Origin of the sequence: Ideonella benzenivorans (genome assembly GCF_020387415.1) — a bacterium.
Lineage (GTDB): Bacteria > Pseudomonadota > Gammaproteobacteria > Burkholderiales > Burkholderiaceae_C > Ideonella > Ideonella benzenivorans.
Window position 1 is genome coordinate 370,128 of the sequence record NZ_JAGWCB010000007.1, and the last position, 13,894, is coordinate 384,021.

13 protein-coding genes are annotated in these 13,894 nt (G+C 71.7%); 5 read left to right on the forward strand and 8 right to left on the reverse strand.

Features of this window, described 5'->3' with window-relative positions; all coding sequences use genetic code 11:
* The first annotated feature begins 4 nt into the window (after positions 1-4).
* Positions 5-1,003: a DUF6976 family protein gene (locus tag KGA65_RS04690; protein WP_225861977.1), complete on the forward strand. Its 999-nt coding sequence runs from the start codon at positions 5-7 to the stop codon at positions 1,001-1,003.
* Between the two features lie 21 nt (positions 1,004-1,024).
* Here KGA65_RS04690 and KGA65_RS04695 read toward each other — a convergent pair whose 3' ends face one another.
* Complete coding sequence (locus KGA65_RS04695) at positions 1,025-1,936, reverse strand: LysR family transcriptional regulator (protein ID WP_225861978.1); 912 nt, start codon at positions 1,934-1,936, stop codon at positions 1,025-1,027.
* A gap of 107 nt (positions 1,937-2,043) precedes the next feature.
* On the opposite strand from KGA65_RS04695, the gene KGA65_RS04700 reads away from it, so the two are divergent.
* The 3 genes from KGA65_RS04700 to KGA65_RS04710 all read left to right on the forward strand — a co-directional run bounded on the left by KGA65_RS04700 (position 2,044) and on the right by KGA65_RS04710 (position 6,204).
* Positions 2,044-3,069, forward strand: coding sequence for an NADP-dependent oxidoreductase (locus tag KGA65_RS04700; RefSeq protein ID WP_225861979.1), 1,026 nt, complete (start codon positions 2,044-2,046; stop codon positions 3,067-3,069).
* 1 nt (position 3,070) lies between these two features.
* A complete protein-coding gene (locus KGA65_RS04705; protein ID WP_225861980.1) occupies positions 3,071-3,457 on the forward strand; it encodes a nuclear transport factor 2 family protein in 387 nt (128 codons plus the stop codon).
* Between the two features lie 92 nt (positions 3,458-3,549).
* The gene (locus KGA65_RS04710) at positions 3,550-6,204 is read left to right on the forward strand and encodes a sensor domain-containing protein (RefSeq protein ID WP_225861981.1); all 2,655 of its coding nucleotides are present in this window, start codon (positions 3,550-3,552) and stop codon (positions 6,202-6,204) included.
* 27 nt (positions 6,205-6,231) lie between these two features.
* Here the strand turns inward: KGA65_RS04710 and KGA65_RS04715 are convergent, their stop codons facing one another.
* The 7 genes from KGA65_RS04715 to KGA65_RS04745 are packed head-to-tail and all read right to left on the reverse strand — an operon-like array spanning position 6,232 to position 12,082.
* Positions 6,232-6,525, reverse strand: coding sequence for an MSMEG_0570 family nitrogen starvation response protein (locus KGA65_RS04715; protein WP_225861982.1), 294 nt, complete (start codon positions 6,523-6,525; stop codon positions 6,232-6,234).
* A gap of 9 nt (positions 6,526-6,534) precedes the next feature.
* A complete protein-coding gene (locus tag KGA65_RS04720; protein WP_225861983.1) occupies positions 6,535-7,764 on the reverse strand; it encodes an MSMEG_0565 family glycosyltransferase in 1,230 nt (409 codons plus the stop codon).
* Entirely contained in the window at positions 7,761-8,852 is a 1,092-nt protein-coding gene (locus KGA65_RS04725) for a sll0787 family AIR synthase-like protein (RefSeq protein ID WP_225862185.1), read from the reverse strand. Before KGA65_RS04725 ends, KGA65_RS04720 begins: the two co-directional genes overlap by 4 nt.
* 5 nt (positions 8,853-8,857) lie before the next feature.
* Positions 8,858-9,451: an MSMEG_0567/Sll0786 family nitrogen starvation N-acetyltransferase gene (locus KGA65_RS04730; protein ID WP_225861984.1), complete on the reverse strand. Its 594-nt coding sequence runs from the start codon at positions 9,449-9,451 to the stop codon at positions 8,858-8,860.
* Between the two features lie 10 nt (positions 9,452-9,461).
* Complete coding sequence (locus tag KGA65_RS04735) at positions 9,462-10,559, reverse strand: MSMEG_0568 family radical SAM protein (protein ID WP_225862186.1); 1,098 nt, start codon at positions 10,557-10,559, stop codon at positions 9,462-9,464.
* A gap of 17 nt (positions 10,560-10,576) precedes the next feature.
* Positions 10,577-11,584, reverse strand: coding sequence for a Nit6803 family nitrilase (locus KGA65_RS04740; protein WP_225861985.1), 1,008 nt, complete (start codon positions 11,582-11,584; stop codon positions 10,577-10,579).
* Positions 11,585-11,599: 15 nt separating this feature from the next.
* Positions 11,600-12,082: an MSMEG_0572/Sll0783 family nitrogen starvation response protein gene (locus KGA65_RS04745; RefSeq protein ID WP_022980187.1), complete on the reverse strand. Its 483-nt coding sequence runs from the start codon at positions 12,080-12,082 to the stop codon at positions 11,600-11,602.
* A 351-nt stretch (positions 12,083-12,433) separates the two neighbouring features.
* Between KGA65_RS04745 and KGA65_RS04750 the strand changes: the two genes are divergently transcribed.
* Positions 12,434-13,828: an aminotransferase-like domain-containing protein gene (locus KGA65_RS04750; RefSeq protein WP_225861986.1), complete on the forward strand. Its 1,395-nt coding sequence runs from the start codon at positions 12,434-12,436 to the stop codon at positions 13,826-13,828.
* Positions 13,829-13,894 lie beyond the last annotated feature (66 nt).

Consider the following 13,894-nt stretch of genomic DNA (forward strand, 5'->3'; position numbering starts at 1 on the left):
TCCCATGAATGCACTGACCCACCGCCTGGTCTCGCTCGACGAGGCCGCCCGTCTGATCCAGGCCCGCAAGCCCTGCTGCATCGCCGGCGACGAGGCCCTGCTGCGCCAGCTGCCGCGGGGCGACTGGATCGGCGGCACCATCCCCTACTTCATGGCCGACAGCGGTGGCACCTGCAGCCGCCAGCAGGTCTTCGTGACCGAACTGCCCGCCGGCCCGCTGCCGCCCAGCGTGCGCCTGTACCCGCGCACCCAGCTCTCGCGTGTGTGCATCGACGGGCCGGAGCACGGCTTCTCGGTGATGGTGCTGCCGGCCTTCAGCGAGGTGCACGAGGCCTTCGCCCAGGAGGCCCCCGGCTACGAGGACATGTACATGAAGCCGCTGGTGGGCTGGATCGCCGGCATGCACCTGGACGAGCCCGGCACCCGGGCCCGGGTGGTCGACGGCCAGACCGGTTTGCTGCACGACAACGCAGCGGTGGTGATCCACCTGCCGCTGCCGGAGACTGCGCTGGTCCATGTGGACATCCTCAACCTCTTCACCCCGGGCGACGGGCCGGTGATCGAGTTCGCGCGCAGCGGCTTCACCGGGGGCGACTGCCTGATCGACGGCCAGCCGGCCAACCTGCACGACTGGTGGGTGCGCCAGGGTGCCGACACCCGCTGGCCCCTGGTGGCCGATTACCACGGTGCGCTGATCAACGTCAGCATCAAGGCCCTGGACGCGGCCCACCGTCGGGTGGAGTTCTACGCCCCGGTCTTCCCGGGCGTGGGTTATCGCCTGGCCCGGCCGCTGCCCGACTATTCGGCCGCCTTCGCCCGTGCCACGGCCGGCCAGGCCCTGGCCAGCGACCCGGTGTTCTGCTGCAACTGCATCCTCAACTACCTGCATGGCCAGCTGCAGGGCCGCCGCACCGGGCGCTTCCAGGGCCCGATGACCTTTGGCGAGATCGGCTACCAACTGCTCAACCAGACCCTGGTGCACCTGAGCGTGGAGGGCCTGTGAGGCCCGCCCGTGCGACGGCCATCAGGGCGCCGGAAACAGCTCGCCCAGGTAGGCCACGAAGGCCTTGACGGCCGGATTGGCGCGCCGGCTCTCGGGCCACACGGCGGTGATGACCGAGCTCTCGACCGCACAGTCGGCCAGCAGGGGCACCAACCGCCCCTGCCGCACGTAGGGCGCGGCCACCCATGAGGCCGCCATGCCGATGCCGCCGCCGGCGGCCAGCACCTCCATCACCGCATCGCTCACATCCACCACGATGGCCGCATCGGGGATGAACTCCACCGTGCGTTGGCCGGCCCGCAAGCGCCATTGCAGCAGCTGCCCGGAAGTCTGGTAGCGGAAGTTCACGCAGTCGTGCAAGGCCAGATCCTCCGGCCGGGTGGGCGTTCCGCGCGCGGCCAGGTAGGCGGGGGAGGCATAGGCGCCCAGGCGGATGGGCGCCAGCCCGCGCGACACCAGGCGTGAATCGGGCAGGTGGCCGATGCGGATCGCCACGTCGATGCCCTCCTCGACGAGGTTGACGAAGTGGTCGCTCAGCCGCAGGTCGATGCGCAGCTGGGGATGGCGGCGGCGGAACTCCGGCAGCGCGGGCGCCAGCACCCGCGTGCCGATGGGCAGCGGGGCGGCAATCTTCAGCGTGCCTGCCGGCTCGGACTGCGCCGCTGCTGCCGACTGCACCACGTCCTCCACCGCCTGCAACAGGTGCAGGGCGCGCGCGTGCAGATCACGCCCTTCCGGCGTCAGCACCAGCGAGCGGGTGCTGCGCGTGAACAGGCGCAGTCCCAGCTGCTGCTCCAGCCGCTGGATCGTCTTGCTGACCGCCGATGGCGACACCGACAGCGAGCGGGCGGCCGCCGTGAAGCTGCCCAGGGAGGCGGCCCGCGCAAACGCGACGATGCCGGTCAGACGCTCCAGGCTGATTTGTTCCGTCATGGCACTTTATAAGTGAACTATCGATGGATTATCAAACTGAGATTGAATGTTCACACTGCTTGCCCATGACAACTGGGTCCGGATGCGGGCCTGCAAGGAGCACAGAGATGGCAGCGGTTGACCAGACGATGAAGGCAATTCGGATCCACGCATTTGGCGGCCCCGAGGTGCTGCGCTATGAAGATGCCCCCCGGCCGCAGCCCCTGCCGGGCGAGGTGCTGATCCAGGTCCATGCGGTGGGCCTGAACCCGCCGGATTGGTACTTGCGCGAGGGCTACAAGATGCTGCCGCCCGAATGGCAGCCGCAGGTGAGCTTTCCGATCATCCCGGGCACCGATGTGTCCGGGGTTGTCCAGGCGGTGGGAGGGGGGGTGCAGGGCTGGGCCGTCGGCGACGAGGTCTATGCCATGGTTCGCTTCCCCGATGGCCTGGCCGGACAGAGCCAGGCCTGTGCGGAATATGTCAGCGTGCCGGCGACGGAGTTGGCGCGCAAGCCGCGTGGCATCGACCATGCGCATGCCGCCGCCGCGCCCATGTCGCTGCTCACCGCCTGGCAGTTCCTGATCGAGCAGGGCCACGAGGTGCCCAATCCCTTGCAGCCACGGCAGCATGTGCCGGTGCCGCTGGCGGGGCGCACCGTGCTGGTCAACGGCGCAGCAGGCGGTGTGGGGCACTTTGCGCTGCAACTGGCCAAATGGCAAGGCGCGCGGGTGATCGCCGTGGCCTCGGGTCGCCATGAGGCCCTGGTGCGGGACCTGGGGGCCGACGCCTTCATCGACTACACCCAGGCGCCGGCCGAGGCGCAGGTGCACGATGTGGACCTGGTGGTCGATGCGGTGGGGGGCCCTGGCAGTGCGCGCTTTCTGCGCACCCTGCGGCGCGGTGGCGCGCTGTTCCCCATCTTTCCCCTGGGCTTCGCCGGCCACGAGGAGGCCTTGCAGCGGGGCGTGACGGTCTCGACCACGCAGGTTCGCTCCAGCGGCGCCCAGCTCTCGGTGCTGGCGGAGCTGCTGGAGGCAGGGACGGTGCGGGCCGTCATCGACAGCCGCTTTCCGCTGGCGCAGGCGCGCCAGGCCCATGAGCGCGCCGCGGCCGGGCACATCGCCGGCAAGATCGTGCTCACGGTTCGCTGACATGGACATGCCCTCCGCGACCCCGCCCGAGGGCCAGGCCCTCCGACACGCGATCGAGGATCTGCTCGCGCCGCAGATGCCTCTGGACGAGGCCCTGGACCGGCACTTTGCCCCCGGTTTCCGCCAGCGCGCCCATGGACAGTGGCATGACAGGGCCGCCTTTCGCGTTCGCATGGCGCAACTGCGGGCGCGGCTGGTCCGGGCCAGCATCACTGTGCTGGACGAGCATGTCGATGGCCTGCGCTATGCCGAGCGCCATGGCATCGACATGCTCCTGCATGACGGGGACCGGCTCGTTCTGGAGGTCTTCGTGTTTGCCCGGCGGGACGCGCAGGGGCGCTTTCTGTGCATTGAGGAAGTGACTCAACCCTGGATCGCGAGCCCGTGAAAACACGGGTCTGGATAGGGCAGATCGGGCATTGGAGGGGCGCCGGGGCCGCTTAAGATCCTCGCCACATCCCTTCGGACCGGCGAGCCCCCATGAGCGCTCAGCGCATCGTCCTTTCCTTTCTGGCGTTCGGCGTCCTCTGGATCCTGGGGTCGGACCGGCTGCTGGCGATGCTCGTCAGCGACGTGGACACCCTGTCGACCCTGCAGTCGATCAAGGGTTTGGTCTTTGTCGGGCTGAGCGCGCTGCTGATCGGGGTGCTCGGGCGCATCGCTGAACGGCGCCACCAGCGCCTGCAGGACGAGACCAGCCGCCAGCGCGAGCGTCTGGCCCACATCCTGGACGTCACGCCAGCGGTCCTCTACACACTCAAACCCCATCCCATGGACCCCGCCCAATGGCAGGTGGACTTCGTGAGCCAGAACGTCGAGGGGATGACCGGCCACCCGGTCAATGCCTGGCTGAGCAACCCTGACTTCTGGCGCCAGCACCTGCACCCTGAGGATCTGCCACGGGCCATGGCGGCCCAGGCCCAGCTGGCCGATCAGGACACGTTGCACCACGAATACCGCTTCCGGCACGCCGACGGCAGCTACCGCTGGGTGGACGACCGGCTGCGGATTCTGCGGGACGTGTCGGGCCGCCCGGTGATGCTCACCGGCGCCTGGCTGGACATCACCGACCGCAAGTGCGCCGAACTGGCCATCCAGGTGTCGGAGAGCCGCTACCACGAGCTGTTCGAGGTCAATCCGCTGCCGATGTGGGTGTTCGATCTGGAAACCCTGCGCTTCATGGCCGTCAACCAGGCGGCCATTGCCAAGTACGGCTACTCGCGCGAGGAGTTTTTAGCGATGTCCATCGAGGACATCCGTCCGGTCGAGGACGTGGCGCGGTTGCGGCGCACGATCCTCAGTCACCGGCAGATCGGGGGCTATGGCAGTTCGGGCGAGTGGCAGCACATCCGCAAGGATGGTTCGCGCTTCTGGGTTGAGGTCACCGGCCACACCCTGCTGCGCGACGGGCGGCCCGCCCGCCTGGTGCTGGCGCAGGACATCACCGATCGGCGCCAGTCGGAGGAGCGCTCCCGTCTGATCAGCCAGGTCTTCGAGTCGACCGAGGAAGGCATCTTCATCACCGATGCGCAGAACCGCTTCGTCTCGATCAACCGGGCCTTCTCGCGCATCACCGGCTACAGCCCCGAGGAAGTGCTGGGCCAGACGCCGGTCCTGCTGAAGTCCGGGCGCCAGAACCGCGCCTTCTACGTCGAGCTTTGGAAGCAGCTCAACACCGAAGGCCGCTGGGAAGGCGAGATCTGGAACCGCAACAAGTCGGGCGAGGTCTATCCCGAATGGCTGGCCATCAACGCCATCAAGGACGAGCAAGGGCAGCTGCAGCAATACCTGGGCATCTTCACCGAGACCTCCAGTCGCAAGTCGGCCGAGGAGCGCATCCTGCGCCTGGCCAACCACGACAGCCTGACCGATCTGCCCAACCGCGCCTTGCTGGTGGACCGGGCGCGGGTGGTGCTGGCCACGGCCCGCCACCAGCACACGCCGGTGGTGCTGATGCACCTGAACCTGGACCATTTCAGCGCCATCAATGAATCCCTGGGGCACGAGGCCGGCGACCAGGTGCTGCGCGAGCTGGCCCTGCGTCTGACCCGCTGTCTGGAGCCCGAGGACACGCTGTGCCGCCTGGGGGGTGACGATTTCATCCTGCTGCTGCCCGACACCGGGGTGGGCGACGTGGCCCAGATCAGCGTGCGGCTGATGGATGCGGTGGCCCGGCCCTTCGCCGTTGCCGGCCAGGACCTGCGTCTGAGCGCCAGCATCGGTGCGGCCGAGTTCCCCGAGAACGGCGCCGACCTGACCGAGCTGAGCCGGGCCGCGGAATCGGCCGTGCACCAGGCCAAGCGCGAAGGCCGCAACACCGTGCGGGTGGCCTCGCGGCGCCTGCAGGAGCAGGTGCAGGAGACGTTGGCGCTGGCGCGGGAGTTGCGCTGGGCGGTGGAGCGCCAGGAACTGGTGCTGCACTACCAGGCGCAGATGGATGCGCGCAGCGAGCGCGTGGTGGGGCTGGAAGCACTGGTGCGCTGGCAGCACCCGCAGCGCGGCCTGGTGCCGCCCGGGCGCTTCATTCCCATTGCGGAGGAGACCGGGCTGATCCGGGAGATCGGCCGCTGGGTGCTGGACGAGGCCCTGCGCCAGACGGCCACCTGGCGCGCCGCCGGGCTGTGCGTGGTGCCGGTGGCCATCAACCTCTCGGTCAGCCAGTTCCGTGACCCGGGCCTGCAGGAGGACGTGGCCGAGGCCCTGCGGCGCCACGACCTGCCCGCGCACCTGCTGGAACTGGAGCTCACCGAGAGCGTGGCCATGGAGGACTCCGACTTCACCATCGCCCGCATCGCCTCGCTCAAGCAGCTGGGGGTGACCTTGTCCATCGACGACTTCGGCACCGGCTACTCCTCGCTCAGCTACCTCAAGCGCTTCACGGTGGACAAGCTCAAGATCGACCAGTCCTTCGTGCGCGGCCTGGCGCAGAGCCCGCAGGACGAGGCCATCGTGGCCACGGTCATCAACCTGGCCCGCAGCCTGGGCCTGCACACGGTGGCCGAAGGGGTGGAAACGGCCGAGCAGCTGAACTTCCTGCGCCGCCACGGCTGCAACGAGATCCAGGGCTACCACTTCCACCGGCCGGCGCCGGCCGAGGCGGTGGCCGGGCTGCTGCGGGCCGCGGCCGTGCGCTGAGGCGGCCGCGCCTTGTCTCTGTAGCGCTCAGTCTGCCGGGCCGAAGGCCAGCACCGTCACCTCGGCCTGGGGCTGCTGGGCGAACTGCGCGATGCGCGCCAGCAGCGTGGCCTGCTGGTCGTTGGCCCGCGAGCAGACGAAACCGAACTTGGCCTGCACCCGATCGTTGGCGATGGCGGTGGCCGCCTGCAGGCGCTGGGCGAAGTCGTCCAGCCGGTAGGCCCGGCCGGGCTCGAAGTAGTCCTGGATGATGAGCGAGGGCGAGTAGGCGGTGGTTTCGCTGGCATCGGGCCAGCGCAGGGTGTAGTGCATGGCGGGCATGTGAGGGCCTCAGGCAAGGGTGGTGGACAGGGAAGTTTCCGGGTCGCAGGGGGACGGGCGGCTGGCCAGCACTTGGGCATGGATCGTCTGGTGAGCCAGTGCGCTGCGGCGCCAGGCCAGGCGCTGGCAGACCGGCGGCGCGACGCTCAGGCGTGGCGCATGCCAGGCGCTGGCCAGGCCTTGGCTCAGACTGGCCAGGTCTTCGGGCTCGCACCAGGACACGCCGGGGCTGCCGGCCAGGTGCTCGGTGAAGGGCGCGCGCCGCGACACCAGCACCGGCGTGCCACAGGCCAGGGCCTCCAGCGCCACCAGGCCGAAGCCCTCGTTCAGCGAGGGCATGGCCAGCAGCCGGGCCCGGCGCATCAGCGCGGGCAGCAGCGCGTCGGGCAGCGGGCCGGTGCGCCAGACGGGCTGCTGCGGGCCCTCGGCCAGCCCAGCCTCGTCCAGGGCGGCCCGCCAGCGGGCCTGCTCGGCGCCGTGTGAGAGCAGGCTGGCGCCGCCGGCCAGCACCAGACGGGCGCGGTGGAAGCGGGGCTGCTGGCGCAGCCGGGCGAAGGCCTGCAGCAGCCGGGTGCTGTTCTTGCGCGCCTCCACCCCACCCACGGCCAGGATGAAGGGGGCCTCGTCCACCCAGCGCCCCTCGGGCAGGTGCTGGCGCAGCAGCGCCGCGTCGCCGGCCACCGGGCCGGGGTGGAAACGGTCCAGGGCCACGCCATTGAAGACGCGGTGCACCGGCGGGCCCTCCGGCCCGGCCAGGGCGCGCAGCTGCCGGGCCCACAGATCGCTGACACAGCACACGGCGCTGGCGGCGCGCCAGGCGCCGTCCTGCCAGGCGGCCAGGCGCGGGTCGCTGAAGTCGTCCAGATGGTGCACCGTGCGCAGCCAGGGTTGCGCCGGGGCCAGACGGGCCAGGGCCTGGCCGTTCAGGCTGTCCTGCGCATGCAGCAGAGCGTAGCCACCCCGCTGCAGGGCGCCGGGCAGGGCCTGCACCAGCGCGTCGATGCGCTGGCCCACCTGTTCGGCCAGCCCCGCGGCGCTGGGTGCGGGCACGGCCAGGGGCACCCAGCCCACGCCGGGTGGCAGCGGGCGGAACAGCGCCTGCCCGGGCTCCACCGGGGCCAGCACGTCCACCGCCGTGCCGGCGGCCGCCAGCGCGCCGGCCAGTTCCAGCGTGTGGACCACGCCGCCGCGCGGCAGCACCGAGTGCATCAGCAGGGCGATGCGCGGGGACACGCTCATGGCGCGCTTCCCGCCCCCGCGGAGCGGGGCTGCGGCTGCAGAAAGCCTTCGCTGGCGAAGTCCCACAGGCGGGCGTGCTCGGCCTGGGCGCCCTCGCCCAGGGTGACGTCCACCGCCGTGCCGGCCCGCACCTGACCGATGTCGGCGCAGGCCAGCTCGCGGGCCTGGAAGCGGGCGATGACCTCGGCCGCCTGTTCGGGCGCCACCGCCAGCACGAAGCCATGGCTGGGAAAGGCGCTCAGCCAGCGCAGCTGGGCGGCCTGGGCCTCGGGGCCGGTGGCGGCCCAGCCCGGCCAGCCGGCCTCGGCGGGCGGGTGGGGCAGGGCGTCGAGCTGCAGCTGCGCGCCCTGGCGGGAGCATTCCAGCAGCATCAGCAGCGTGCCCAGCACGCCGGCCATGCTGATGTCCTTGCCGGCCTGGCACAGCCCGGCCTCGGCCAGCTCGGCCAGCAGGGCCAGGTCGGCCTGCAGCCGTGCCGGCGGGGCCTCGGTGCTGGCGTTCCAGAAGGGCTGGTCCCCCATCCAGTGGCCGCGCAGGTCCACCGCCATCAGCAGGCGGTCGCCCGGCCGGGCCGCGAAGCTGGAGATCAGGCGCTGGGCCCGCCCCAGCACCGCCACCGCCAGCTGGGCGCTGGGCGCGCGCAGGTTGCTGTGGCCGCCCAGCAGCGGCACGCCGTAGCGTTGACAGGCCGCGCGCATGCCGTCGAGCAGGGCCTCGGCGGTGGCCGGCTCGGCGCTCCACAGCGCGTCCACCACCGCCAATGGGCGCCCGCCCATGGCGGCCACGTCGCTCAGGTTGACCAGCACCGCGCTGTAGCCGGCGAACCAGGGCTGCCGCTGCACGAAGTCGGGCATCAGGCCCTCGATGGCCAGCAGCAGGTGGCTGCCGTCGGCCTGGGGCAGGACGGCGCAGTCGTCGCCGTTGGGCACACTCGTCGACAGCCCGGTCGGCCCGCTGCCGGTCCAGGCCGGGGCCAGGCTCTCCGGCAGCCGGGCCAGCACCTGGGCGATGTCGCGCTTGTGGGCAAAGCCACGGCCTTGGCGCAGGGCCTGCAGCAGGGGCGCCAGCCGGGGGCTTGGGGCGCGCATGTCGTTCACGGCCAGCTCCGCTGCGCCAGCACCAGGCCGGCCCAGGGGGTGTGGCAGGGTGGGTAGTGGGCCAGGTTGGCCTGCATCAGCCGGTGCGGGAGGCCGTGGATCTGCACCTCGTCCAGGGTCTGCCAGTGCAGGCGGCGGAACAGGGCCTCGTTCTGCGGCTGCACATGGGCCAGAAAGCGGGTGCAGCCCAGGGCATGGGCACTGCCCACGGCCAGGCGGATCAGCCCGCTGCCCAACTGGCCATGGCGGCGCCAGGCCGCGGCCACCGCCAGGCGCGAGCCCCACCACAGCCCTTCGCCCTCGGGGTGGATGCGCACCGTGCCCACCACCTCGTCGGGCAGGCCGGCCAGGTCGGCGCAGGCCACCAGCAGCCGGGTGCCGGGCCGCGCGTCGATGGCGTCGAGGTCGTCACCCTGGAACACGCCCTGCTCGGTGCAGAAGACCTCGCGGCGCAGGCGCAGGGCCTGGGCCTGCATCCAGGGGTTGCTGGCCCACTGGACGCGGACCTCGGTGGGGCGGTAGTCCAGCGGCAGCTCGCACCAGATCGGCAATGGGGCGGGCGCGGGGCGGTGATCGGCGGCGATGAACATGGGCGGTCCCTCAGCAGGCCAGGGGAGCGGGGCTGGGTGTGTCCTCGAACACGGCCAGCGTGGAGCAGGCCGCGCAGCGCCCGCAGCCGGCCTTGATGTCGCCCGCGCGCAGCCCGGCGGTGCGCACCATGGCGCCCAGCGGGGCCAGCACCGCGCGCATGAAGTCGGCGCTGGGGGCGGGGTGGTCCTCCAGCGGGGTGCCGCTGATGGGCACGAAGGGCACGACGAAGGGGTAGACGCCCAGGGCCAGCAGGCGCTCGCTGGTGGCCAGCAGGGTGTCCACGCTGTCGCCCAGGCCGGCCAGCAGGTAGGTGCTGACCTGGCCCCGCCCGAACACGTCCACCGCGGCGGCGAAGGCGTCCCAGTAGCGGGCCAGCGGCACCTCGGCCTTGCCGGGCAGCAGCTGCTGGCGCAGGGCCTCGCCCACCACCTCCAGGTGCATGCCCAGGGTGTCCACGCCGGCATCCTTCAGGCGTTGGAACCAGGCGTCGGTGTCGGGCGGCTCGCACTGGGCCTGCAGCGGCAGGTCCACCGCGGCCTTGACCGCCTGGGCGCTTTCGCACAGCAGCAGGGCGCCGCGGTCGGGCGTGGGCGGCGTGCCGGTGGTCATCACCATGTGGCGTACGCCGTCCAATGCCACCGCGGCACGCGCCACCTCGGCCAGCTGGGCCGGGGTCTTGCGGGCGATGGTGCGGCCGGCCGCCAGCGACTGGCCGATGGCGCAGAAGCGGCAGGCCTTGCGCCGGCTTTCGTAGCGGATGCAGGTCTGCAGCACGGTGGTGGCCAGCACGTCGCGCCCGTGCAGCGTGGCGATGTGGCTGTAGGGAATGCCGTCGGCCGTCTGGCCGCTGTAGAAGCGCGGCGTGCGGGCGAACTCGATCTGCGTGATGGGGATGCTGCCGTGGCGCAGCTGGCTGCGGCCATCGGGCCCGGGCGCCTCGGCCACGAAGGGCGAGTCGAAGGCGCCGTGGGTGTGCACCGGCACCATCAGGGTCACGCCGTCCACCACCACGGCCTTGTGGTCGGACGGCCCGGCGCCGCCGCGGCGGCTGGCGGCGCCGGCGCCCGGGTCCTGCAGGCGCAGACCGCGGGTCTGCAGCTCGGTCATCAGCTGGGTATTCGTGTTCACAGGGCCTCCGGGGCGGTGGCGGCAAGAGGGGGGAAGGCGTCGAGGGGATCGGCGGCCCCGGCCGTGGTGTCGTAGCCGCGCAGGGGATGGGCCGCGTCGCGGCGGATGGCCAGGCTCAGCAGCTCGGGCCGGGCGTAGTGGCCCACCGAATCCATCATCCGCTTGCGCTTGTCGATCAGCGCGAAGTCCAGTTCGGCCACCACCAGGCCCTCGCCCTCGGTCAGCGGTTCGGCCAGGTACTTGCCCTCGGGCGAGACGATGGCGGTGTGGCAGCCGCCGCGCAAGGCGCCCTGCAGGGCCTCGTCGGGCATGATCTGGCGGATCTGGGCGTCGTGCAGCCAGCCGGTGGCGTTGACAACGAAGCAGCCCGATTCCAGCGCGTGGTGGCGGAGGGTGACGCCCATCTGCTCGGCGAAGATCGGCCCCACCAGCGAGCCGGGGAACTGCGCGCAGTGGATCTGCTCGTGCTGGGCCATCAGCGCGTAGCGGGCCAGCGGGTTGTAGTGCTCCCAGCAGGCCAGCGCGCCCACCCGGCCCACGCGGGTGTCCACCGGGGCCAGGCCGCTGCCGTCGCCCTGGCCCCAGACCATGCGCTCATGGTAGGTGGGGGTGATCTTGCGGCGCTTCTGCAGCAGCCGGCCATCGGCGTCGAAGATCAGCTGGGTGTTGTAGAGGCTGCCGTGGTCGCGCTCGTTGACGCCCAGCACCACCACCATGCCGGCGGCCCGGGCCGCGGCGGCCACCGCGTCGGTCAGCGGACCGGGCACGGTGGGCGCGCGCTGCATCAGCAGCAGGTGGTCGGCCCCCTGCCGCACCGGCGGCTGCACGAAGGAGAAGTAGGGGTAGTAGGGCACGAAGGTCTCGGGAAAGACGATCAGCTCCACCCCCTGGCGAGCCGCCTGCTCGATGGTTTCGAGCACGCGCGCCAGGGTGCCGTCGGCGCTGTCCAGATCGGGGGCGATCTGGGCGGCGGCGGCCCGGACCGTGGTGTGGGATGCCGGCATGGGGGCTCCGGGGTGTCAGAGGGTCCAGGTGTCCAGGATGAAGGCGTTCTGCTGGCGGTGCAGCAGCACCACGTCCAGCACGTCCAGCGGGTTGATCGGGCGGATGCCCTCGATCAGCGCGCCTTCGCCGTGGCCGTACAGGGCCTGCAGCGCGAAGCGGCAGGCGTAGACCTTGCCGCCCTCGGCCATGAAGCGTTCGAGCTGCTTGTTGAAGTTCTGGTGGCCGGGGAAGGCCTCGTCGCCCAGCTTGGGAAAGCCGCGCTTGACACCCAGGGTCACGCCCGGGCCATAGAGCAGGATGGAGGTCTCGAAGCCCTTGCGCTGCAGCCGCAGGGCCTGCAGCAGGTTGACCAGGCCGATCGAGCCTTCGAAGGCCACGGTGTGGAAGGTGACCAGTGCCTTCTCGCCCGGCGCGGCCTTGACGTCCTCGAAGACCTTCTCTTCGTAGTCGACCAGGAAGTCGCCGATCTGGTGGGCCGGGTAGGTGACGGTGGGCATGGGAATCCTTTCAGGGGAGGGAGGGCAGGAAGGGCGCTGCGGTGGCGGGCCACGCGGCAACGGACCCTGTCTTGCGAGGCCTGTGCCGCCGGGCGGCGCGGCGGCGCGATCAATGGCCGATCAACCGGGCGGGGGCCGGGTGCGGCCGGGGCCGGGCCGCGGCCCGGTTTGCGCGGGCGCAAGGCGGCGCCGCACCAAGCCGGGCAGGCGCCCATGCGATCAATGCACCCGATCAATGGCCGGCGCGCACCGCGCGGGGTCGCGGTCGGGCTGGGGTGAAGGCCCCGCAAGGCGTTGACATTGGGCAAACTGGCGGGGCGCGTCCGGACCTGACGTACCGCCCGCGATGGCATGCCGTTTTCCCACTGGATTCCCCGCCTGCGCAGCAGCGAGCTGCCCGCCTACCAACTGATCCCGGAGCTGTTGTCCGAGGACTTGCGCAACGGCCGCCTGGCCCCGCGCGAGCGCCTGCCGCCCCTGCGCGACCTGGCCCAGGTGCTGGGCCTGAACTACACGACGGTGGTGCGCGGCTTCGCCCAGGCGCGCGAGCGCGGCCTGATCGCCTCGCGCCCGGGCCTGGGCTCCTACGCCCGCGGCTCCTTCATCGGCCTGCCGCTGCGCGGCGGCACCGGCGCCGAGATGACGATGAACATGCCGCCGGAGCTGGTGGGCCACCCGGCCGAGCAGCGCCTGCAGGAGGCCGCGGCGCAGTGGATGGCGCAGATGCCGCTGCACGACGTGATGCGCTACCAGGACTTCGGCGGCTCCACCCAGGACCGCGAGGTGGCGGCCCACTGGCTGCGCCAGTGGCTGCAGGAGGCCAGCGCCGAGCGGGTGCTGGTCTGCCCCGGCATCCACAGCGCGCTGACGGCCCTGGTCAGCCTGCTGATCCGCCCGGGCCAGAGCCTGTGCGTGGAGGCCCTGGCCTACCCCGGGCTGAAGGCCATCGCGGCCCAGCTGGGCACGCAGCTGCACCCGCTGCCGATGGACGAACAGGGCGTGCTGCCCGAGGCCTTCGAGGCCGCCTGCAAGACCACGCCGGTGGGGGCGCTGTATGTGTGCCCCAACCAGCACAACCCCACCGTGGTGTCGCTGCCGATGCGCCGGCGCGAGCAGCTGGCCGACATCGCGCTGCGCTACAGCATCCCGATCATCGAGGACGACGCCTACGGCATGCTGCCGGTGGCCGTGCCGCCGCCGCTGGCCGACTTCGCGCCCGGCCTGACCTACTACATCACCGGCATGTCCAAGTGGCTGGGCGCCGGCCTGCGCCACGCCTATGTGCTGGCCCCCACCGCCGCGGCCACCCAGCGCCTGGCCGGCGCCCTGCGGGCGATGACGGTCATGGCCTCCACCGTCAGCATGGGCCTGGTGACCCACTGGCTGGAGAGCGGCCTGGGCCAGACCTGGCTGGAGGCCATCCGCGCCGAATGCGAGTGGCGCAGCGCGTTCGCGCGCAGCCAGCTCGAAGGGCTGGGCGCACGCACCCATCCCCAGGGCTTCCATGTGTGGCTGCCGCTGCAGGACCGCGACGACGGCCGCTGCCCCAGCGCCGACCTGGCCGCAGCCCTGCGCCCGCTGGGCGTGGCGGCGGTGGCCAGCCAGGCCTTCTCCACCGACCGTGTGCCGCCCGAGGGCATCCGCCTGTGCCTGGGCGGCGCGCTCACCCGTGACGACTGCGGCCGGGCCCTCCAGGCGGTGGTGGACGCCCTGGCCCGCTGCCGCGAGGGATTGGTCCCACCTTGACGTCAAAGGAAAGAGGCTTCCAGTCGCCTTACTTCGCCTCACCCAGAACCAGTATCAGCACCACTT

Bases quoted from the DNA above. Each gene is read 5' to 3' on its own strand.
- KGA65_RS04735 (WP_225862186.1), bottom strand. From the start codon at position 10,559: ATGACCGAGCTGCAGACCCGCGGTCTGCGCCTGCAGGACCCGGGCGCC.
- KGA65_RS04730 (WP_225861984.1), bottom strand. From the start codon at position 9,451: ATGTTCATCGCCGCCGATCACCGCCCCGCGCCCGCCCCATTGCCGATC.
- KGA65_RS04695 (WP_225861978.1), bottom strand. From the start codon at position 1,936: ATGACGGAACAAATCAGCCTGGAGCGTCTGACCGGCATCGTCGCGTTT.
- KGA65_RS04700 (WP_225861979.1), top strand. From the start codon at position 2,044: ATGGCAGCGGTTGACCAGACGATGAAGGCAATTCGGATCCACGCATTT.
- KGA65_RS04705 (WP_225861980.1), top strand. From the start codon at position 3,071: ATGGACATGCCCTCCGCGACCCCGCCCGAGGGCCAGGCCCTCCGACAC.
- KGA65_RS04710 (WP_225861981.1), top strand. From the start codon at position 3,550: ATGAGCGCTCAGCGCATCGTCCTTTCCTTTCTGGCGTTCGGCGTCCTC.
- KGA65_RS04725 (WP_225862185.1), bottom strand. From the start codon at position 8,852: ATGCGCGCCCCAAGCCCCCGGCTGGCGCCCCTGCTGCAGGCCCTGCGC.
- KGA65_RS04690 (WP_225861977.1), top strand. From the start codon at position 5: ATGAATGCACTGACCCACCGCCTGGTCTCGCTCGACGAGGCCGCCCGT.
- KGA65_RS04750 (WP_225861986.1), top strand. From the start codon at position 12,434: ATGCCGTTTTCCCACTGGATTCCCCGCCTGCGCAGCAGCGAGCTGCCC.
- KGA65_RS04740 (WP_225861985.1), bottom strand. From the start codon at position 11,584: ATGCCGGCATCCCACACCACGGTCCGGGCCGCCGCCGCCCAGATCGCC.
- KGA65_RS04720 (WP_225861983.1), bottom strand. From the start codon at position 7,764: ATGAGCGTGTCCCCGCGCATCGCCCTGCTGATGCACTCGGTGCTGCCG.
- KGA65_RS04745 (WP_022980187.1), bottom strand. From the start codon at position 12,082: ATGCCCACCGTCACCTACCCGGCCCACCAGATCGGCGACTTCCTGGTC.
- KGA65_RS04715 (WP_225861982.1), bottom strand. From the start codon at position 6,525: ATGCCCGCCATGCACTACACCCTGCGCTGGCCCGATGCCAGCGAAACC.